General features: G+C 69.8%; 20 protein-coding genes. 13 read left to right on the forward strand and 7 right to left on the reverse strand.

Annotated elements, in window-relative coordinates; all coding sequences use genetic code 11:
• Positions 1-119 precede the first annotated feature (119 nt).
• Positions 120-3,005, reverse strand: coding sequence for an FAD-binding and (Fe-S)-binding domain-containing protein (locus ACTWQE_RS02825; RefSeq protein ID WP_443327174.1), 2,886 nt, complete (start codon positions 3,003-3,005; stop codon positions 120-122).
• A gap of 409 nt (positions 3,006-3,414) precedes the next feature.
• Between ACTWQE_RS02825 and serC the strand changes: the two genes are divergently transcribed.
• Both serC and ACTWQE_RS02835 read left to right on the forward strand, forming a co-directional pair.
• Positions 3,415-4,533 carry a phosphoserine transaminase gene (serC, locus tag ACTWQE_RS02830; RefSeq protein ID WP_443327175.1) on the forward strand — a complete coding sequence of 373 codons (1,119 nt, stop codon included), beginning with the start codon at positions 3,415-3,417 and terminating at the stop codon, positions 4,531-4,533.
• Between the two features lie 404 nt (positions 4,534-4,937).
• Complete coding sequence (locus tag ACTWQE_RS02835; RefSeq protein WP_443327176.1) at positions 4,938-5,579, forward strand: DUF2238 domain-containing protein; 642 nt, start codon at positions 4,938-4,940, stop codon at positions 5,577-5,579.
• 99 nt (positions 5,580-5,678) lie between these two features.
• Here the strand turns inward: ACTWQE_RS02835 and ACTWQE_RS02840 are convergent, their stop codons facing one another.
• A complete protein-coding gene (locus tag ACTWQE_RS02840; RefSeq protein WP_443327177.1) occupies positions 5,679-6,680 on the reverse strand; it encodes a hypothetical protein in 1,002 nt (333 codons plus the stop codon).
• 230 nt (positions 6,681-6,910) lie between these two features.
• A complete protein-coding gene (locus tag ACTWQE_RS02845) occupies positions 6,911-8,077 on the reverse strand; it encodes a helix-turn-helix domain-containing protein (protein WP_443327178.1) in 1,167 nt (388 codons plus the stop codon).
• Positions 8,078-8,237: 160 nt separating this feature from the next.
• On the opposite strand from ACTWQE_RS02845, the gene ACTWQE_RS02850 reads away from it, so the two are divergent.
• From ACTWQE_RS02850 to ACTWQE_RS02870, 5 genes are all read left to right on the forward strand, one after another.
• A complete protein-coding gene (locus ACTWQE_RS02850) occupies positions 8,238-8,465 on the forward strand; it encodes a hypothetical protein (protein WP_443327179.1) in 228 nt (75 codons plus the stop codon).
• A 152-nt stretch (positions 8,466-8,617) separates the two neighbouring features.
• Positions 8,618-9,490 carry a radical SAM protein gene (locus ACTWQE_RS02855; RefSeq protein WP_443327180.1) on the forward strand — a complete coding sequence of 291 codons (873 nt, stop codon included), beginning with the start codon at positions 8,618-8,620 and terminating at the stop codon, positions 9,488-9,490.
• A 275-nt stretch (positions 9,491-9,765) separates the two neighbouring features.
• Positions 9,766-10,626 carry a methyltransferase domain-containing protein gene (locus ACTWQE_RS02860; protein WP_443327285.1) on the forward strand — a complete coding sequence of 287 codons (861 nt, stop codon included), beginning with the start codon at positions 9,766-9,768 and terminating at the stop codon, positions 10,624-10,626.
• A 207-nt stretch (positions 10,627-10,833) separates the two neighbouring features.
• Positions 10,834-12,072 (forward strand): helix-turn-helix domain-containing protein, encoded by a 1,239-nt coding sequence (locus ACTWQE_RS02865; protein WP_443327181.1) that lies wholly within the window; start codon positions 10,834-10,836, stop codon positions 12,070-12,072.
• Positions 12,073-12,312: 240 nt separating this feature from the next.
• Complete coding sequence (locus tag ACTWQE_RS02870) at positions 12,313-12,900, forward strand: ATP-binding protein (RefSeq protein ID WP_443327182.1); 588 nt, start codon at positions 12,313-12,315, stop codon at positions 12,898-12,900.
• A 304-nt stretch (positions 12,901-13,204) separates the two neighbouring features.
• Here ACTWQE_RS02870 and ACTWQE_RS02875 read toward each other — a convergent pair whose 3' ends face one another.
• A complete protein-coding gene (locus tag ACTWQE_RS02875; protein ID WP_443327183.1) occupies positions 13,205-13,417 on the reverse strand; it encodes a hypothetical protein in 213 nt (70 codons plus the stop codon).
• A 489-nt stretch (positions 13,418-13,906) separates the two neighbouring features.
• Between ACTWQE_RS02875 and ACTWQE_RS02880 the strand changes: the two genes are divergently transcribed.
• Positions 13,907-14,584: a GDSL-type esterase/lipase family protein gene (locus ACTWQE_RS02880; protein WP_443327184.1), complete on the forward strand. Its 678-nt coding sequence runs from the start codon at positions 13,907-13,909 to the stop codon at positions 14,582-14,584.
• 310 nt (positions 14,585-14,894) lie between these two features.
• Positions 14,895-15,890, forward strand: a complete 996-nt coding sequence (locus ACTWQE_RS02885) for an aldo/keto reductase (RefSeq protein ID WP_443327185.1) — start codon at positions 14,895-14,897, stop codon at positions 15,888-15,890.
• A 421-nt stretch (positions 15,891-16,311) separates the two neighbouring features.
• Here ACTWQE_RS02885 and thpR read toward each other — a convergent pair whose 3' ends face one another.
• Positions 16,312-16,875 carry an RNA 2',3'-cyclic phosphodiesterase gene (gene thpR / locus ACTWQE_RS02890; RefSeq protein WP_443327186.1) on the reverse strand — a complete coding sequence of 188 codons (564 nt, stop codon included), beginning with the start codon at positions 16,873-16,875 and terminating at the stop codon, positions 16,312-16,314.
• Between the two features lie 131 nt (positions 16,876-17,006).
• Here thpR and ACTWQE_RS02895 point away from each other — a divergent pair, with 131 nt between their 5' ends.
• The gene (locus ACTWQE_RS02895) at positions 17,007-17,246 is read left to right on the forward strand and encodes a ribbon-helix-helix protein, CopG family (RefSeq protein ID WP_443327187.1); all 240 of its coding nucleotides are present in this window, start codon (positions 17,007-17,009) and stop codon (positions 17,244-17,246) included.
• Positions 17,243-17,614, forward strand: coding sequence for a fic family toxin-antitoxin system, toxin component (locus ACTWQE_RS02900; protein ID WP_443327188.1), 372 nt, complete (start codon positions 17,243-17,245; stop codon positions 17,612-17,614). The genes ACTWQE_RS02895 and ACTWQE_RS02900 overlap by 4 nt, the downstream gene beginning before the upstream one ends.
• Positions 17,615-17,774: 160 nt before the next feature.
• On the opposite strand, the gene ACTWQE_RS02905 is transcribed toward ACTWQE_RS02900, so the two are convergent.
• Both ACTWQE_RS02905 and ACTWQE_RS02910 read right to left on the reverse strand, forming a co-directional pair.
• Positions 17,775-19,139 (reverse strand): MFS transporter, encoded by a 1,365-nt coding sequence (locus ACTWQE_RS02905; RefSeq protein WP_443327189.1) that lies wholly within the window; start codon positions 19,137-19,139, stop codon positions 17,775-17,777.
• 39 nt (positions 19,140-19,178) lie between these two features.
• Positions 19,179-19,643 carry a MarR family winged helix-turn-helix transcriptional regulator gene (locus ACTWQE_RS02910; protein ID WP_443327190.1) on the reverse strand — a complete coding sequence of 155 codons (465 nt, stop codon included), beginning with the start codon at positions 19,641-19,643 and terminating at the stop codon, positions 19,179-19,181.
• 134 nt (positions 19,644-19,777) lie between these two features.
• Between ACTWQE_RS02910 and ACTWQE_RS02915 the strand changes: the two genes are divergently transcribed.
• Positions 19,778-19,963 carry a ribbon-helix-helix protein, CopG family gene (locus ACTWQE_RS02915; RefSeq protein ID WP_443327191.1) on the forward strand — a complete coding sequence of 62 codons (186 nt, stop codon included), beginning with the start codon at positions 19,778-19,780 and terminating at the stop codon, positions 19,961-19,963.
• Between the two features lie 178 nt (positions 19,964-20,141).
• Complete coding sequence (locus tag ACTWQE_RS02920) at positions 20,142-20,429, forward strand: DUF2530 domain-containing protein (protein ID WP_443327192.1); 288 nt, start codon at positions 20,142-20,144, stop codon at positions 20,427-20,429.
• The last annotated feature ends 207 nt before the right edge of the window (positions 20,430-20,636 follow it).

Genomic DNA, 20,636 nt, shown 5'->3' on the forward strand with positions numbered 1-20,636 from the left:
CGGCCGGACGTTGGGGACCCGGCCCTGCTCGGCATGGCGAACGCGCCGCAGGTCGCCCCGGCGAACACGCCGTAGGACGCCTTCGGCCTCACCGCCTGGATCGGTGACGGTGGCAGGAGTCAGCTCGCCGGCCCCTCGGTGCGCCGCAGCGCGTCCGCCAGCACCTCCGCGAGATGGCGGCCGGGGCGGTCCGACAGCTCGCCCAGCTGCGTACGGCAGGAGAAGCCGTCCGCCAGGATCTCCGCGTCGGGCGCGGCCGACCGTACGGAGGGCAGCAGCTGCTCCTCCGCGCAGGCCACCGACACCCCGTAATGCCCGCGCTCGAAGCCGAAGTTGCCCGCCAGACCGCAGCAGCCGCCGCTCAGCTCGCCGGAGAGACCCGCGCGTTCCCGCAGCGTCCGCTCCGCCGCGTCACCGAGGACGGCGTGCTGGTGGCAGTGGGTCTGCCCGGCGACCGGGCGGTCCAGTCGCGGCGGGTCCCAGTCCGGCGCCAACTGGTCCAGTGCCTGGGCGAAGGTCAGTACGGAGGAGGCGAGTTCCGCGGCACGCGGATCCCGCAGCAGTTCGGGGAAGTCCGTCTGGAGCGTCGCCGCGCAGCTCGGCTCCAGCACGACGACCGGCAGCCCCGACTCCAGCACCGGCACGAGGGTCTCCAGCGTGCGCCGCATGACCTTGCGCGCGTGGTCGAGCTGCCCGGTCGAGACCCATGTCAGCCCGCAGCACACCCTCCGCCCGCCGCCGCGCGAGGTGCCCCCGGGCGGCAGGACGACCCGCAGCCCGGACGCCTCCAGCACCGCCACGGCCGCCCTGCCGACCGACGGCGCGAGGTACTCGGTGAAGGTGTCCGGCCAGAGCACCACCGTGCGCCCCGTTCCGTCACCGCCGGGCGTTCTGCCGCCGGACCGGGCCGCCCGCTTCCGCCACCACCGGCTGAACGGCTCCGGCGCCAGCTCCGGAATCGTCCGCTCCGAAGCGATCCCGCCGAGCCGCTTGGCGGCGCCGCCCAGCGGGCTCCGGGCGCCCGCGTTCAGCAACGGCGCCAGCCGGAGCGCGGCTGCCGACCGCAGCCACACCGGCAGCCACCCCATCGTGTAGTGGGCCGCGGGCCGCACCCGGCCCTCGTAGTGGTGGTGCAGGAACTCCGCCTTGTACGTCGCCATGTCCACCCCGACCGGGCAGTCGGTGCGGCAGCCCTTGCAGCTCAGACAGAGGTCGAGCGCCTCCCGCACCTCCTCCGAGCGCCAGCCGTCCGTGACGACCTCGCCCGCGAGCATCTCGTGCAGCAGCCGCGCCCGGCCCCGCGTGGAGTGCTGCTCCTCCCCCGTCGCCCGGAACGAGGGGCACATCACCCCCGCCCCCGCGACCGCGGTGGTACGGCACTTGGCGACGCCCACGCACCGGCGCACGGCCGCCGAGAAGTCCCCGCCGTCGTGCGGATAGCCGAACTCGACATCGACCGGCTTCCTCGGCAGCACCTCGAAGCGCAGATTCTCGTCGAGCCGGTGCGGACGGGCGAGGATGCCCGGGTTCAGACCGCCCGTCGGGTCCCACAGGTCCTTGAACTCAGTGAAGGCGCGGACCAGTTCCGGCCCGTACATCCTCGGCAGCAACTCCGCCCGCGCCTGCCCGTCACCGTGCTCCCCGGAGAGCGAGCCGCCGTGCGCCACGACCAGAGCGGCCAGGTCCTCCGAGAACTCCCGGAAGCGCCGCACCCCCTCCCCGCTGAGGAGGTCGAAATCGATACGGACATGGATGCAGCCGTCGCCGAAGTGCCCGTACGGCGTGCCGCGCAGCCGGTGCTGCGCCATCAGGCCCCGGAAGTCCCGCAGATACGCGCCCAGCCGGGCCGGCGGGACCGCGCAGTCCTCCCAGCCCGGCCACGCCTCGCTGCCGTCCGGCATACGGGTCGCCGTCCCCGAGGCGTCCTCCCGGATGCGCCACAGCGCACGCTGCCCCGCCGGGTCGGTGACCACCGCACGGTCGGTGGTGCCGGCCGCCACCGCCCGGCACAGCTCGTCGGCACGCGCCCGCGCCTCCTCCGCCGTCTCCCCGTCGACCTCGACGAACAGCCAGGCCCCGCCCTTGGGCAGCCGCGCCGCCGCGACACCGGGCACCAGGTCGGAGGCCATGCCCTCCACGGTCAGCGGCCCGTACGGCAGCAGGGTGTACGCGGCGTCGGCGGCCCCGCTCTCGTCCTCGTAACCCAGCACCGCCAGCACCCGCGCCCCGGGCGTCCCGACGAGCCGTACGGTCGCCTCGGTCAGCACCCCGAGCGTCCCCTCACTGCCGGTGAACGCCCGCGCCCAGTCCGTGCCCTTCTCCGGCAGCAGCTCGTCCAGGGCGTAGCCGGAGATACGGCGGGGGAGCTCGGGGTAGCCGGTGCGCAGCAGTGCGAGCCGGGAGGCCACCAGAGCCTCGGCGCCCTCGCGCAGCCTCGCCGGAAGGCCCGCCGTCCGCTCCCCGCGGCCCAGCCGCGCCCGCCCGCCGCCGTACGTCAGCACCTCCAGCTCGTGCACCTGGTCGGCGGTGGTGCCCCAGGCGACCGAGTGGGAGCCGCAGGAGTTGTTGCCGATCATGCCGCCGAGGGTGCAGCGGCTGTGGGTGGACGGGTCGGGGCCGAAGGTGAGCCCGTACGCCCCGGCCTGCCGGCGGAGGTCGTCCAGGATCACCCCCGGCTGGACGACGGCCGAACGGGCCTCCGGGTCGATCGACACGATCCGGTTCATGTGCCGGGTGAAGTCGAGCACCACTCCCACGCCGGTCGACTGGCCCGCGATGGAGGTCCCGGCGCCCCGGGGTACGACCGGCAGCCCGTGCTCGCGGCAGACGGCGAGCACGGCCGCCACGTCGTCGGCGTCCCGCGGTGCGACGACGGCGTCCGGCACGCGCCGGTAGTTCGACGCGTCCATGGTCATCAAGGCCCGGCTCGCGCTGTCGAGGAAGACCTCGCCGCGGACCACTGCCCGCAGCGCGGCGGCCGCGTCGTGGGAGATCCCGGTGTCCATGCGCCCAGCCTGCCCGGAACGGCGCGTCCCTCACCTGACCGTGAAAGATCCCTCGGACGCACGCTCCCGCCAGGTGACCGGCAGTGCCGGGTCGGGGGCCTCCCGGCCGCGCCCACCACGCCACGGGCTCGGCGCGCGCGTGAATCACTGGGCTCGGACCGACGCCGAGCGGTCCGCCCGTCCGGACACGCGGGGCAGCGGGCGCCCTTTCCCCGCCCCTCCTGGGCCCTGGGCGTCCCGGCGCCCGGTGCACCGGTCCGGACCTGTGCGGCCCGGCCCCGGCCGCAGTAAGTGAGCCGGGCGGGTGTGAATGCCTCCGCGGCCCCGCCCCGTACGCTCTGCGGGACGGCGCGTCTCAGCCGCTGGACGCAGTCTCTGGCACCCCGGGCCGACGGATTAGGCTTCCACCGTGGCTGAGATCCAGATTCCCGCTGACATCAAGCCCGCCGACGGTCGATTCGGCTCGGGCCCGTCCAAGGTGCGTACGGAGGCGCTCAGCGCCCTGGCTGCCACCGGTAGCTCCCTGCTCGGCACCTCCCACCGCCAAGCTCCGGTGAAGAACCTGGTCGGGCGGGTGCGCGATGGCGTACGTGCGCTGTTCTCCCTGCCCGAGGGGTACGAGGTGATCCTCGGCAACGGCGGCTCCACCGCCTTCTGGGACATCGCGACGCACGGCCTGATCGAGCGCAAGTCGCAGCACCTCTCCTTCGGCGAGTTCTCCTCCAAGTTCGCCAAGGCCGCGAAGCTCGCGCCGTGGCTGGAGGAGCCGACCGTCATCTCCTCCGACCCCGGTACGCACCCGGAGCCGCGGGCCGAGGCGGGCGTGGATGTGTACGGCTTCACGCACAACGAGACCTCGACCGGTGTCGCCGCGCCCATCAAGCGCGTCGCGGGCGCCGACGAGGGCTCCCTCGTCCTGGTCGACGCGACCTCCGGCGCCGGCGGCCTGCCCGTCGACATCGCCGAGACCGACGTCTACTACTTCGCGCCGCAGAAGTCCTTCGCCGCGGACGGCGGCCTGTGGCTGGCCGCGTTCTCCCCCGCGGCCCTGGAGCGCGCCGCCCGGATCCACGCGTCGGGCCGCCACATCCCGGAGTTCTTCTCCCTGCCGACCGCGATCGACAACTCGCTGAAGAACCAGACGTACAACACCCCGGCCCTGGCGACGCTGTTCCTCCTCGCGGACCAGCTCGACTGGATCAACGGGCACGGCGGTCTGGACTGGGCCGTCGAGCGCACCGGGGACTCCTCCTCGCGGCTCTACGGCTGGGCGGAGAAGTCCGCGTACGCCACCCCGTTCGTCACCGACCCGGCCAAGCGCTCGCAGGTCGTCGGCACGATCGACTTCAACGACAACATCGACGCGTCGGCCATCGCGAAGGTGCTGCGCGCCAACGGCATCGTGGACACCGACCCGTACCGGAAGCTGGGCCGCAACCAGCTGCGGGTCGCGATGTTCCCGGCCGTCACCCCGGCCGATGTGGAGGCGCTGACGGCCTGCATCGACTACGTGGTCGACAAGCTCTGACCCGTACGGACACAGGAACGGGCCCCCGGCACCCCGCCAGGGGCCCGTTCCCGTAGAGGCGGGGTGGCGACCGCCGGGCCCGGGTGCCGCCCTCTCGAGGCGTCAGGGTGCGGAACTACACGCCGCTGAACCCACGAAGAGCCGGATGGTGTGATCCGCCGCCATCGCGCCGCGCACGGACTCCAGGACGCACCACTCGAGGTGCGGCTGCCCGCGCAGCATCCGGGCGCGTCACCCGGCCGCTCCTACGTGGCGCCGCCCTGCCCGGGAGGTCATACCGGCCTGCACGGGGACGCCTGCGGCTCTGAGTAGCCGTACTCATGACCCGTCCCGGAGGCGGTCGAGATGCTGTCGCAAGACAGCGCGCGGTGCCGCGCCTCCCGACGCCTTCGAGGGCTGACTCCATGACTGCCATGCTCACCTCCCGGGCCGTGCCCCCGGCGCTGGCCGCCGGGGTGCTCACCGCACTGGCCGTCTCCGGCCTCCGGCCCCACGACCGGCTCACCTGGCTCCTGGAGACGTTCTGGGTGATCGTGGGAGTCCCGCTGCTGGTGGCGGTGTGGAAACGGTTCCCGCTGAGCCCGCTCCTGTGCTGGCTGCTCGCCGGACACGCCCTCGTCCTGATCGTCGGCGGGCACTACACCTACGCCGAAGTGCCCTTGGGGCATTGGCTGCAGGACACGCTGGACCTCTCCCGCAACCCCTACGACCGCATCGGCCATCTGACCCAGGGCTTCGTACCGGCCGTCCTGGTCCGCGAACTCCTCGTCCGTACCTCGCCGTTGCGCGGGAGTGCCTGGCTGGCTCCTCTGACGGTCTGCGCGTGCCTCGCCTTCAGCGCGTTCTTCGAGATGCTGGAGTGGTGGGCGGCGCTGTCCGGCGGGGACTCGGCGGACGCGTTCCTCGCCACCCAGGGCGACCAGTGGGACACCCAGTGGGACATGGCCTGCGCCCTCGTCGGAGCCGTCGCTTCGCTCCTGCTGCTCAGCCGTCTCCATGACCGTCAACTCGCCCGGCTGGGCAGGGCCGCCGACAACGCCGGGTGACGCTCCCGGCATCAACGCGTGCCGGCTGCTTCCCCGGCGCACCCGAGGTCGCCCGGGCCGTTCCGGGCATCAGCGGCTCCCGTAAGGCCCGGAGGGACGTCAGCCGCGGCGGGCCGCCTTGCGCACACCCATCACCAGCGCGGTCGCCACGGCGAACGTCAGCGCGCCCATCACAAGGTTGCGGTCCTTGTCCCCACCGGCCCCGTCCGCCCGATCCTTTCCGCCCGATGCGCCCTTCTCCCGGTCCTCCGCCGCCGCCACCGAGTCCGGCAGCAGGTCGCCCCGGAGGTCCACCCGCGTCACCCGGCTGCGCGCACCCTCCGTCCCGTACATCAGCGCGCGGCCGTCCGGGGTGAACGTCACCGACTCGCCCTGGCGCTGGATCGGCAGGGTCGGCTGCCCGATCCGTTCCGGCGCGCCGTCCGCCCAGCGGTACTCGACCGCCGAGAAGTAACTGCGGACCACCAGCCTGCTGCCGTCCGGCGAGAACGCGCCGTCCGTCGCCCAGACATCGATGTCGGCGATCCGCTCGAAGGTGTTCACCCCGGACGCGGACAGCTCCTTCGGCCCTTCGTACAGACCGCCGCCGTCCTCGTGCTTGCTGACGATGTAGGTCCGGCCGGTCTTCGGGTGGACCATCAGCGACTCGGCGTCACGCGGCCCGCCCTCGTACCGGACGGTGTAGCGCACCGGGGTGACCGTGGTGTCCCGCAGCTCCTCCGGCTCCTGGAAGCGGTAGATCCACACCTCGGACCAGCCGCCGCCCAGATTGTCCCCGATGTCGCCCACGGAGATCTGTCCGCCGGGCCCGACGGAGACCGCCTCGACATCGCGCGGATCGACGCCGCTGAGCGTGACGGTCGCGACCGTACCGCCCGTGGCGCTGTCGACGGCGTAGACGTACGGGCCGTCGTCGCTGTCGTTGTGCGTCCAGAAGATCCCGGGGTGTTCACGGCTGGCGGCCAGACCGCTGGACTCCGTTATCCGGGGGTCCTCGATGGTGAAGGAGGACGGGGAGTCGTTGTCGCCCGCCACCGCGGGCCCGGCGGCCGGAAGCACGACCAGGGCAGCGGCGCCGAGGGCGCACAGAAGCGAACGCATTCCTCAAGACTGCCACCTGCCGAGCCCGGCCCGCGTCACGTCGCCGGCCCGGGCCGTGTCCGTGGAAACAGGTGAAACCGATCGGCTCAGCCCGGTCGTAGCCGACCAGGGCTCCGCACCCGGGGCGGAAATGCGAGGTGAGGCGCTCGCGTCGAGGATGGTCTGCCGAACGGTCGCCAGGGCACTCCGCGCGGTGGCGGCGAAGCCCCGGCAGCCCTCCAGTGGACGAATCAGATGGTGAAACCGGCCTTCCTTGCGAGCCGGGTGAGCCTCGGATTACTCCTCTTGTGGAGTGACGTGAGCACTCGAAGCAACTCTTGACTCGTGGGATGGACTCTCGCCATCTGAGGCGCCGCTTCCCACGCGTCATGGAGAGAATCCAGAGCGCCCTCTCGGTCGTGCAGAGCCAGTCTGGCCCTTGCCACATTCATATGCAGGGGCCCGATGCGAGTCGCAGGGAGCATAGTGCCCTCACGCAGCAGGCTCTCCGCTGTTTCGAGTGCCCCCCTGTTCTCCTCAAGGTCTACGTCAGTGGAGATGACGTGAATTGCGGTGTTCTCGGGCCCGAAGTGAATGCCGTGGTCGTTCACATCGGCATGAAACTGCTCTGCCACCCTCCAAGCGGCCTTCTTGTGGCGCTTGGCCTGGTTCCTGTCTTTCAGACGCCCGGCGAGGGTCAGCCCCCGGAGGTGGAGGAGCCCCAGCCCAAACGCTTTGTCACGCCCGGTGAGGTCCGTTTCGGCCTGCACAATGGCTTGGTCCACGACAGCGAGGCCGCCATGGAAGTCTCCGCCGTTCAGGAACGTCCCGGCTTCGTCACGGGCCGCGATCGCGGCCATCAGAGGGGTCGATCGCTCTGCGGCTCGGGCCTGCTTCATCACGGCCAGCTCGGCGAGGTGCATCCAGCGGTGCCGCGCGGCCAGCCAATAGACAGCGCTGTAAACATCGGCCACGGCCTGCCAGTCCTTCGGCCTGCCAGTGGCGTGGGCCTGGTTCTGGGCCCTGGAGAGCAGCCCAGGAAGCGCGTGCATCACTGCGAGCAGGTCAGCCTCACCGCGGAGCCTGAAGACTTCCGCCAGCTCGAACTTCAGAGACTCGGGGGCAGCAGGCGGCTCTCCGGGGAGGTCGAAGCGCCGGATGACCCTGCCCAGCTCTTGAAGCCGTTCCTCTTCGTCCGGCTCCACGGGCGCCTTGCCCAGGAGTTCATCCAGGGTGATGCCCATTCCCGCAGCGAGTGCGGCAGCTACGCCCTGACTGAGTGCCCGGTCTCCCACTTCGATCTTGCTGAGCAGAGACGTAGACACACCGGCCCTGCGGGCCAGTTTCTCCTGGCTCATGTCGCGCGCCTTTCGGAGGACGGCGACGTTCCTTCCGGGTCCAGGGGTCTTCGTCTGCATGGGTTCACGTCTTCCCTGTCGCGGTTCCCTTACCGCCAATGGTCTCAAGACGTCGCGCAACGCGGTGTGATGTGTGCAAGAAGTGTGCAAGTCCGCCTGGGTTCCCTGTCGTTGACTGTAAGCAGACAGTAATCGGGCCATCACGAGACAGGGAGTCGGCATGCCGTGGAGCGCAGATCATCGCACCAGGGAAGAGAGCGGTGAGATCATCGCCGTCAACGCTGCGAAGGAGCTGACCGAGGCCCTGGCGCTCATCGGCGTGAAGTTCCCGTCTTTGCGTGGCGACGGAGTCGCCGGGAGCGGTACCGCCATGGTTTGGCTCGGTGGCGCAAGCGCTCAGGAAGCCTTCATCCTCTCGAACTGGATCAGGAAGAGGCTTGCGGAGTGAGCGCGATGGCCGGAGCTCTCCTTGGAGACCGCCGATGGGGTGTTCTATGACCCGCCCCCTGCCGGACCGCAGGGAATGCCTCCTCTGCATTCCCTCCCACTGGCAGGGGGCAGTCTCCATGCCGGAACTTCAACAAAGGAAACATCGAAGAAATGACCGCAGTCGTCGAATTCCCGACTCCCGCACCGATTGGGCTCCTCCGTGTCTTGGAACTGGAGGTCACGGGAGGCTGCCAACTCAGGTGCATTCACTGCCTTTCATCGTCCAGTCCGCAAGGCACGCACGGCACCATGTCGGTAGAAGACTGGCGCGTCCTGATCGCGGATGCGGCATCGCTGGAGATCCCGCAAATTCAGCTCATCGGCGGTGAACCGACCCTGTACCCGGCATGGACAGAGCTGGTGGACCTTGCCTTAAGCCTGAGGCGCAAGGTGGAGGTCTACAGCAACCTTTTCCAGGTACTGCCGCAATGGTGGGACGTGCTCGGCCGTGAAGGCGTCACGCTCGCTACGAGCTACTACAGCGACGAGGCCGACGAACACGACGAGATCACCACCCGAAAGGGCAGCTATCTGCGAACCCGAGCAAACATCGAAGAGGCACGGCGCCGGGGCATCCCGCTTCGTGTCGGCATCGTCGAGATCAAGGACGGACAGCGAGTCAAGGAGGCCCGCGCCGAACTGGCCGCACTCGGCGTGACCAGCGTCCAGACCGACGGCGTACGCGGAGTAGGGCGAGCAGCCAAGGCGACGACCATCACTCCAGACGTGAGCGAGCTGTGTGGACGCTGCGGGGACAGGCGCGCGGCCGTACTACCAGATGGCAGTCTGTCGTTGTGCGTGCTCTCCCGGTTCATGCCGTGCGGGAACGTCAAGGAAAAGCGCCTTGCTGACATCCTCGGAAGCCCCGAATGGTGGGAGGCCATCGAACGCATTCCGCCCCGAAGGGCCATGGCATGCCCACCGGACGACTCGGGAGACTGCGACCCCGCCAATACCCAAGCATGTGACCCCGCGTACGAATAGAGAGGGTGCCCATGGAGTGGCAGCAGCACGCACTACGGCTCGCTGATGAGGTAACAGATCCGGTATCTCGTTGGCGTCTACCCGTATCGAAGGTGCCCCGACATGAGTTGGTCCCCCGCTGGTGGATTCGCAGCAACACAGGTAACTGGGAGCTGCGCGACGGCCCCTCAGATCATGACGCATGGATGCAGGCGGCGTACGGCGACGTGTCATTGGTGACAAGCGTGGGCTCCTTGCACGCGGACCATGCTGCCCCAGGAGACCATCCCGAAGGTATGCCGACTTCCTCAGCGACCCATCCCGGCCTAGTCGTGCGAATGCTGCGGCACGCACGACTGACTGACGGAATGGACCTGTTGGACGTTGGGACGGGTGCCGGCGGTCTGACTGCCTACTCGTCGTACCGCCTGGGGGCTGAACGCGTCACAAGCGTGGACGTAGACTCGTACGTGACGAAGGCTGCGGCAGAAAGACTTGACCGCATCGGACAAAAGCCCCAATTCTTGACGTGCGACGCGACCGGGCCGCTGCCCGCCAAGTACGACCGCCTCATTTCCACGGTTTCCGTGCGTCCGCTCCCCGCGTCGTGGCTAACGGCATTGCGCCCTGGCGGACGGCTCGTCACCACCATCGCGAATACCTCACTGATCCTCACCGCATGGAAGAGGGAGGACGGCGGAGCCGTCGGCCAGATCGAACGGGACTGGGCCGGATTCATGAAGGCCCGCAACGGAGCCGACTACCCACCCCGACTCTGGAAGAAGAGTTTTCTGGACCAGGACGGCGAGGTCACCACAGGTCGGTATCCAGTTCTGAACGTCGAGAACGCATGGGAACTGCGCTCCATGCTCGAGATCAGCACGCCAGGGGTGGAGACCCACTACGAGCAGCAGGGCAAGCAACGAACGGCATGGCTGCTCCACGAAGACGGGTCATGGGCGCGCGCCGCAGCCACATGGACTGACCCGCCCACTGTCCACCAGGGCGGCCCGCGTCGGCTGTGGGACGCGCTGGAACGCATCCGGAACCGGCTGAACACCGAAGGTGGCCTACCGCTCTACGGCAGTCGCGTCACGATCACCCCGGATGGCGTCTGCCACCTCACACGCGGACGGTGGTCTGCCGTCATCGACTAGGCACGAGCAGCTCCGTAGTGCGGTTCGGACGACGTAAGCACGGCAGAGGCCCCGTCTCGACACGACAGGGGAGCTCTGTATGCGCGGTGTCGGCAAAGGCACGTCTCCCAAGGGCCCGCTCGCCGGATGGGCCGGGCGTACCGGCCTCACCACACGCGGGGCTCGACGGGAGTAGCGTCCCAGTAACACCGCCAGGACGGAGTCACCATGTCCGACGAGCCCACGATCGGTCAGAACCTCGCACGGCTCCGCGGTCAGGCGGGGCTCACCCAGCAGGAACTCGCCAGTACGTCCGGTGTCAGTGTCGCCACCATCCGCAAGCTGGAGCGCGACGGCCGGTCGACTGCGCTCATGGGCACCCTCGCCAAGCTGGCACGGGCCCTCGACGTCCGGCCCTCGGCCCTGCTCGGGCAGCCCCAGACGCTCCATCGGGAGGACGGCGAACGCGTCGCGGGCATCGCTGTGGTTCGCCGGACCATTCATGCGCTGGACGAAGTGCCGGGCGTTCCGATGGCGGTGGAGCAACGCGACGCCCCGTCGGTCGAGGATCTGCGGCGCACCGTACGGATCCTGTGGAAGGCCTATCACGACGGACGGCATGCACTCCTGGTCAGCGGCCTCCCGGAGCTGATCGACGGCGCCAAGGCGGCGATGAACAGCCGCCCCCGGTCGGAGTACCGGGCGGCAGCCGCCAGTCTCAGCCGTGGTTACCAACTCGCCGCACACGCCGCCGTCCATCTTGCCCAGGACGATCTCGCCCGGTCGGCACTGGAACGGGCCATGCTCGCGGCCGATGTCGCGGAGGACCCCCTCCTCGTGGCCGCGGGCTGCACCGGCCTCTCCTGGGTGCTCCTGCGACAGAACGAACCGGAACTGGCCGCCCGGGTCGCCATGGCCAAGGCAGACGAACTGAATCCCCGTGTCTCCCCTTCCGCTTACCCCGCCCTGCGCATGTGGGGCCGCCTCATGCTCTGCGCCGTGACGGCAGCCTCGCGGCAGGAGGACTACGACGGCGCCAGGGAACTGCTGGACGAGGCCCGGCGGTGCACCACCGTGGTCACCGATGACGCCACCGACTACACCAACGGCGGCAACTATGCCTTCTTCGGTCCGGCGAAGATCGACATGATCGCGGTCGAAGTGGCCATGTCCCAGGGCAAATCGTCGGAGGCGCTGCGCCTGGCGAAGCGGGTCACGCCCTCGCGCCGCGTCCCCCCGACCGGCCGCAGCCGACATCTGCTGGACGTGGCCCAGGCGCAAACGTGGGAGAACCAATTCAGGGAGGCCGTCACCACCTTGACACGGGTCAAGGAAACGACGCCGGAGTGGATGCGGTACCAGGTCCTCGCGCGCGTGGTCGTCCGGCAGATCGTTGAGGGCAAGGGGCGGCGTCGGATCGACGGCCTTCTGCCCCTGGTCCAGCACATGAACGCGCAGACGGCGTAGCCCGGACAGGAACTGATACGCGGCGTATCACCTCGCGACAAGTCATTGCCCCGGCGCCGTGAGTCCCCATGTCCCGAATTCCCGGAACCGAGTTGGCTGGTCATGTCGCCCGGGAGCGAAAAGCCGGGGGAGGAACACCGGCCTGGGAGAGAAGGTCCGGGCGGCATCCGTGAGCACCTGTTCGTGGGCGGGCCCCACCGTCGACGGACAGGGCACCAAGCAGAGGAGATGCCCCTCCCCATGGCCACCGCCCGTTTCCTGGTCACCGGAGTTCCGTGCGCCGTCGCCCCGGCCCGTCGCCGCATCCTCGCCACGGCACACCGTTGGTTAGAGCTGGGAGACGAACTGGCGGACGCGGTTGAGGTGGTGACCTCCGAACTGCTGACGAACGCCGTGGTGCATGCGGGCGGCGTGATCTCCGTCGGGCTGTTGTCGGAAGCCGGACGTCTGCTCATCGAGGTCTTCGACGGCAGCCCGGACGAGCCCCGGGCGCGGCCAGTATCCGGCGAGGACGAGACAGGCCGCGGCCTGGAGCTCGTCGCGCTTCTCTCGGCGAACTGCGGCTGGGAGCCAACCCCTCGCGGCAAGAAGGTCTGGGCGGAATTCCACCTGGTGCCCAAGGGGAGCCACGCGGACGACCGGGGAAGTCATGAAAGCGCGCAGGGCCGCCTCAGCCATCCGAATGCGAGCGGCGTTATGAGGAGTGAAGCCCGCGCGTTTCTCACCCGCCTCAGCGACGCACGCGGAACCGACGGCGTGACGGTGGTACGCAAGAGCACGGATGGCGCCGACGTGTTCTCCTTGGCCGATCCGCCTTCCCCTCCATAAACCCCGCCCACGAGACGGCCCGGGCGGCGGGGGCGAACAACCACATCCTCAGCCCTGCCGGGGGAGGTGGCGGGCATCACGTCGCAGGCCGCGCCTGCCACATGTTCCGTCCCGGTCCCGGATCTCCAGGCTCCCCTTCGCCTTCGGCCGCCCAGATATATCGTCAGCCACCCCATACGACAACGGCGGCCTTCAAGACCACAACCAGATCTTGAAGGCCGACGTCACACAGGACCCGAATTCACCCCACAGCGGCCCGGGAGATTCCAGGGCTCAGTGGCTGAACGCCTGTCAAAGCTCTGTCTCAACCCGTGATCGCACCAGGGCCCAGGGGGATGTCCTCGACAGTGAGGGTGACGGACTTCGCGGAGCCGTCCACGACAGGCACGCCACCGGGGCCCTGCGTGACCTTGACGGTCAGGCCGTTCACGCTGCCACTGACGGAGAGACCACCCGCGACGCTGTCGAGGTCGGCGTCGGATATCTCGCGGGTCTCAATGCGGGAGCTGTTGCTCATGCTGAGGAGCGTCCTTACTTTTCTCGTGGTGGTTGCCATGCGTGGTGCGTGGCGGAAGCCCTTGCACGACCCCCGCCACGCGCCAGATCAAAGCACCCTCGCGTGGGCGTGGTGAATCAAACGACCCACCCTTCACGCGCTGTTCATATCGCATCACCATAAGTTGGCGGGGACTTATGACATGCCATCAGTCGGCCCCCGACAGAGCGCCCCGGCGCGGGCAGTGTCGTCCACGTGCTGCCCCCGTGGCGCACGGGCGGGCGGCACCATGGGTTCAGACGTGAAGCACTGCACAGGTCCCTGTCTCGACAAGACTGGGCCTCTGTATGTCTTGATCAACTTTGCGTGGGCGGCTCGATTGCCGGCTGGGCCGCGAGCACGCGTGGAGCACCTCAGCGGCAGCAGGGGCGGCGTTCGCCGTCCTGGTGCCCGTACCGGGGTGGCGGGCATCACGTGCAGGCCGCGCCTGCCATCCGGGATGATGGCCCGATGCGCATCATGTTCGTCGGTGACTCCATGACCATCGGCAGCTCCGGCGAGCACACCTGGCGCTACCGGATGTGGCAGCACCTCAACCGCGAGTTCGGTGGCCCGTACCGGATAGTCGGGCCGCGCAGCGGGCTCCACGATCGCTTCGCCGACGCCGACTGCTCCCAGGATTACGCCGACCCGGACTTCCCCGACCGCGCCCGCCGCCATCTCGCGGGATGGGGCGAGGGCTGGCTGCACATGGCACCGCTCATCCGCGAGGCGGTCGCCGAACACCGCGCCGATCTGCTGTTGATCTCGCTCGGCCTGATCGACCTCGGCTTCTACACCGACGCCGACCAGACCGCGGCCAACGTCCGCGGCTTCATCGCCGAGGCACGCGAGGCGAACCCGCGGATACGGATGGTGATGCTGCCTGTCATACCGAACATCCGCGCGGAGTCGGACGCGTCCTTCGCGGCGCAGTGCGAGCGCTTCAACGTGCTGCTGGCGAAGGCGGTGGCCGACCTCGACTCCCCACGGTCCCCGCTCCTGCTGACCTCCCGGCCGGACGGCTACGACTTCCAGCGCGACACCCACGACGGCACACACCCCAACGCGTCCGGCGAGCACCGGCTGGCGGCCGCGTTCGCCGACGCGATGTACCAGGCGTGGGACATCGGCGGCCCCTACGCGTAGGCGCACGTCAACGCGGCGGCGCGTACGCACGGGCACGAGCCCTGGCGCCGTGGGCGGCTTCCGTACCCGCAGCCAGGGACCCGACGCCCAGGCGGCGGCCGTACGCGTAGCACCGGCCCAACCCGCGGGCCGCCGACGGTGGTCGCCGGCGCGGCGCTGTGGGCAGCAGCCCAACACGTAGGCGCGGCCCTACGGCGGACACTGCCCCACCGACGGGCATCGTCCGTACGGGTAGGCCCGGGGCCGGGTCAACGGCCGCTGCGGGTCGTCCCTTGCTTCGAGTGCGCTCCAAGGCGTTGGCTTGGACACCATGAAGTACACGCAGCTCGGACGCACCGGACTCAAGGTCAGCCGACTGGTCCTCGGCACGATGAACTTCGGTCCCGTCACCGACGAGGCCGAAAGCCACGCCATCATGGATGCCGCGCTCGACGCGGGCGTCAACTTCTTCGACACCGCCAATGTGTACGGCTGGGGGGAGAACAAGGGCCGCACCGAGCAGATCCTCGGTTCGTGGTTCGCGAAGGGGGGCGACCGCCGCGACAAGGTTGTCCTCGGGACCAAGGTCTACGCCAACATGGCCACCGGTGGCGAGCCCTGGCCCAACCAGGACAAGCTGTCCGCCCTCAACATCCGTCGGGCCGTCGACGCCAGCCTCGCACGGCTGGGCACCGACTACATCGACCTCTACCAGTTCCACCACATCGACCGCTCCACTCCCTGGGACGAGATCTGGCAGGCGATCGACGTCCTGATCCAGCAGGGCAAGATCCTCTACGCCGGGTCCAGCAATTTCGCGGGCTGGAACATCGCCCAGGCCAACGAGACCGCCCAACGCCGCAGCTCGTACGGCCTGGTCAGCGAGCAGTGCCTGTACAACCTCGCCGAACGCCGGGCCGAGATGGAGGTCATCCCGGCCGCGCAGGCGTACGGCCTGGGGGTCATCCCCTGGTCACCACTGCACGGCGGCCTACTGGGCGGGGCCATCCGGAGGGAGCGCGAGGGCGGAGCGAAGCGCGCCGTCTCCGGACGGTCGGCCGACGCGCTGGCCGATGCCCAGCAGCGTGCGCAGATCCAGGCCTACGAGGACCTGCTCGACAAGCACGGTCTGGAGCCCGGGGAGACCGCACTCGCCTGGCTGCTCACCCGGCCCGGCGTGACCGGCCCGATCGTCGGTCCGCGCACGGCCGACCAGCTCGCCTCCGCGCTGCGGGCGGCCGAACTGGAGCTGGCGGACGAGCTGCTGGCCTCCCTCGACGAGGTCTTCCCCGGCCCGGGCCCCTCTCCGGAGGCTTTCGCCTGGTAGTCCCCGGTCCCCGGGCACGGGCGTTCCCAGGCGCCTGGCCAGTGGCGGCAGCCCCGCCGGGGCAGGTGGCGGCCGCGCCGTCGCTGTCGCCCGCGTACCGGGCGGCAGGGAGCGCGGACGGCCGGGAGGCCCGGGCGCCCGGGCGTCGGTCGACGGCCGGGGACGGCGACGGGGGGCGTACGGCCGCAGGCGGGCGGCCGTGCTCAGCCGCCGAGTGCGGCCGCCACGGCCACGACCACGAGCATCAGGACGAGCGCACCGCTCACGATCCGGGTTCTGGTCTTTGGGTCCACGCTTCGAGGTTAGCCGGGCGTTCTGGAACCCCGGCCACGGCCCCCGGTCGGTCATCGCCACCGGTCAGGGCAGCCGGTCGGTCCGTGGCCACCGTCCCGTCATGCATACGGCCGGTCACGCCCCGCGGTCAGGCCCCGAGCGGCCAGGACGCCACCGTCTCGTACCGCGGCTGCTTCCCCGCGATCCCCTCCACCGGGAGGTGGCTGCGGACCAGGCTCAGCTCGCTCACCGTCCACGGGCTGCCGGCGAAGTCCGCGAGCCCCGCGACGTACGGCCGCAGGTCCACGTGCGTACGGTTCCGCGCGATGGTCAGATGCGGGGTGTAGTGACGGTGCTCTTCCATGGACACCCCGGCCCGGCGGGCGGCGGCGGAGGCCGTGTCCGCCAGCCGTCGCATCGCCTCCCGGTCACCGTCCGCACCCGCCCAGAGCGCCCGGCTACCGAACTGGCCGCCGCCCGCCAGCCGCAGCTCGTACGGCCCGTGGCGGTGGGCCGCGCGCCCCAGCCGCTCACGGAGCTCGGGCAGAACCTCCTCCGGCACCTCCCCGTAGAACGCGAGGGTGAAGTGCCAGCTCTCATGACCGGTCCAGCGCAGGTCACCGGCCTTGGGGAGCTCGCGCAACCTCCGCACCTCTGCGGCGAGTTCCGCGACCGCCTCCTTCGGCGGCAGCACAGCAGCGAAGAGTCTCATCCGGTCAGTGTCGCGCATGGAGAGATCGGAAAGAGCAGGTTCGACGACACTTTCCGAACACTTCGGCCATCGTCTCACCCGATGAGGAACTTCCCCTTTCACCTGCGCAGACACTGTGCCAGCATGGCTGCATGGCCACCAGGATGCTCAGCGTGCGTATAGACAGCGAGACTCTCGAGTCCGTCAAGGAAAGGGCCGCGGCCCGCGGCATGACGGTTCAGGAGTTCGTGGTCACCACCCTGCAGCGGGACGAATTCGAAGAGCGCTTCAAAGAAGCGTTCACCGAAACGCTGGAGACCTACGGCGACGTTCTCGCCGAGGTGGAGGCCGACGGGGACTTCCCGCCACAGGAGGGTTCAGCAGCCGCATGACCCACCACCTCGACTTCCGTCAGCTCCTCTGGGCGGCGGAGCAGCTCCCCGGCGATCCCCAGGTGGACGACTACGGCGCACTGATCGTTGCGGCGGACCGCACCAAGGCCGAGGCCTTCGGCTATGAGGTCTATGGTTCGGTGCCGCTCAAAGCTGCCGCGCTGATGCAGACCATCGCTCTCCTCCAGCCCCTGGAGCGCAGCAACCGCACTTTCGGTTTCGGCGCGGCCCGGGCCTTCCTCCTCGCGAACGGCCTTCGCATCCAGCCCAAGCCGGAGGAGGTACGGGAGCTGCTGACGGCGATCCGTCCGGGCACGGCGGGCGTCCGCGCCATCGCCGAACGACTCAACCAGTGGGCACAGCCGTAGATCGACCCACGCCCGGTGCGCCGGGCGGGCCGACGCCCTCCGGCACCCCCTCGGGACCACACCCGCCCTCCGGCCGGCACCGGCCCCCGGACCACACCGACGCCCTCCAGCCCGCGCCGGCCCCGGGCCGCGCTGTCCCCGGTCCGCACCGGCTCGCCGTTCACGCGGCCGGCGCGAGCTGCTCCTCCGACCGGGACGGCGACCGCGGTACGAACGCCACATGACGGTGGCCACGCCGTAGATCGACCTTGAGGCGCAGGCCGCCGACCCGGACGAGCATCAGACCGACGCCCGCCGCCGCGGCCAGGGAGACCAGCCCGCCCGCCAGAAAGCCGATCCGGGCTCCGTAGAGGTCCGTGAGCCGGCCGACGATCGGGGCGCCCAGCGGCGTACCGCCCATGAAGACCATCATGAACAGGCTCATCACCCGCCCCCGCATCGCGGGATCCGTGGCGAGCTGCACGCTGGAGTTGGCGGTGACATTGATCGTCAGGCCGCACATGCCGATCGGTACGAGCAGCGCGGCGAAGACCCAGAACGCGGGTGCCAGAGCCGCCGTGATCTCCAGGAGCCCGAAGAGGGCCGCCGCCCCGACGAGCAGCCGCAGACGTGAGGTGCCACGCCGGGCCGCGAGGAGGGCGCCCGCCAGTGAACCGGCCGCCATCAAGGTGTTGAGCAGGCCGTAGGTGCCCGCTCCGGCGTGGAAGACATCGTCCACGAAGGCGGTGAGCCAGATCGGGAAGTTGAAGCCGAAGGTACCGATGAAGCCGACGAGGACGATCGGCCATATCAGGTCGGGCCGGCCGGCGACGTAGCGCAGGCCCTCGCGCAGCTGGCCCTTGCCGCGGGGTGCGCGCTCGACCTTGTGAAGTTCGGCGGCGCGCATCACCAGCAGACCGGTGAGCGGCGCGATGAAGGACAGCCCGTTGAGCAGGAACGCCCAGCCGCTGCCGACGGCCGTGATCAGGACACCGGCAACGGCGGGGCCGATCAGCCGGGCGGACTGGAAGTTGGCGGAGTTGAGGCTGACGGCGTTGCGCAGCTCGTCCGGCCCGACCATTTCGACGACGAACGCCTGGCGGGCCGGGTTGTCGACGACGGTGACCACACCGAGCAGGAAGGCCATCAGATAGACATGCCAGACCTCGACATGGCCGCTGAGCGTCAGCGCGGCCAGCACGAGACCGGTGAGCCCCATCGCGGCCTGGGTGATCAGTAGCAGCTGCCGCTTGGGGAAGCGGTCTGCGATCACACCGCCGTAGAGCCCGAAGAGCAGCATGGGGAGGAACTGCAGCGCCGTGGTGATGCCGACGGCCGTCGAGGAGCCGGTGAGGCTGAGCACCAGCCAGTCCTGGGCGATGCGCTGCATCCAGGTGCCGGTGTTGGATACCACCTGTCCGGTGGCGAAGAGCCGGTAGTTGCGGACCTTCAGTGAGCTGAAGGTCCCTCCGCGCGGCTTCGCGGAGACGGTGTCGTGGTGGGGGTTCGGTGCGGGTGCGGGATCTATTCCGGGTCCCGTACTCAAAGTGGGTTCGCCTCCATGTCGTGGCGTGCGGTCGTCGTTCTACAAATGCGCAAGCTTCTCCAGGACGGGCGCGGCGGCACGCAGCGCGGCCCACTCCTCATCGTCGAGTCCGCCCACCAGTTCCGCGAGCCAGGCATTGCGCTTGCGCCGGCTCTCTTCGAGCATGCTTTCGGCACGCTCCGTCTGGGTGACCACCTTCTGGCGGCGGTCCTCGGGGTGCGGCTCCAACCGGACCAGGCCCTTCGCCTCGAGCATCGCCACGATCCGGGTCATCGACGGCGGCTGGACGTGCTCCTTGCGGGCCAGCTCGCCGGGCGTGGCGGAGCCACAGAGGGCGAGAGTGCCGAGCACCGACATCTCCGTGGGACTCAGCGATTCATCGACCCGCTGGTGCTTGAGCCGACGGGCCAGGCGCATCACGGCGGACCGCAGTGCGTTCACGGCGACGGCATCGTCGTCCGGGTGTCCCCCCGCCGGTGGAAGGGGGCGGGCAGGTTCCGACATGTTCCTTAGCCTAGGTCATTACGCAGGCTAAGGACCAGGGGAAAGAATGAGACGGTCAACACTCACTCACCCATACGAGTGAGGAAGCCTCGGAAAGTGACGCACACGGGTCCCGGCGCCGGGAGCGTACGAGCATGGGATCAGATGTGCTCAGCCTGCGGATGGACAGGGAGCTTCTCGACCGAATCCGACAACATGCGGCGAAGCGCGGCATGAGCGTCCAGGACTATGTGATCCGGACGCTCATTCGCGACGACTTCGACGAGCGGTTCAGGTCCTCGGTCGACGAGACCACCCGCTTCTACGGAGGAGTCACCTGACCCACGGACGGTCACCTGACCCGTGGGAGGGTCAGCCGACCCCGAGGGCCTGCTCGATCGGGGTGAGCAGGAAGTGGACCAGGAACCCATCTCCGCGCGTAGATACCCGTGGTGCGCGGGTTCGCCAGTGGCGACCGGCCTCGGACGGCCGCTCCGGCCCGGCCCGTAAGCTGTGCCCATGACGAAGTGGAGAGCCAGACACGAGGCCCCCGAGCCGCTGGAGGGCAACGTCGTCGCCACCGTCACGGGCGGCACCGTCCTGTGGTTCGTCCTCTTCCTGGTCCAGCTCCCCTTCTACCGCTGGTTCGACGAACACGGTCATCTGTGGTGGGTGTGGACCTGTCTGGCCGGGGCCGGGCTCGGCCTGATCGGCCTCTGGTACGTCCGTAAGCGCGAGGCCGCCATCCGCCGGGCAGCTTCCTCGTCCGGGGCTGAGGACCGTGGTCCCGACGACGGCTCCTCCTGACGACGGTTCCTGACCGGGACGCGGGACCGGGACGGATGACCGGGGACACCGCGTCCCGGGGTCGGCGGCACCCCCAAGGGGGCGGAACCGGCGCACTCGGGGCCGGGCACACTCAGGCGTAGGCACGTTCGCGCCCGGCAGCCCTCAGCCCCACGCCCGGTCAAGCGACGCGCACTCGGGCCCACCCGCACTCGGGGCCGGGCACAC

The organism is Streptomyces sp. 8N706, assembly GCF_052245415.1.
In the GTDB taxonomy this organism is placed as follows: Bacteria; Actinomycetota; Actinomycetes; order Streptomycetales; family Streptomycetaceae; genus Streptomyces.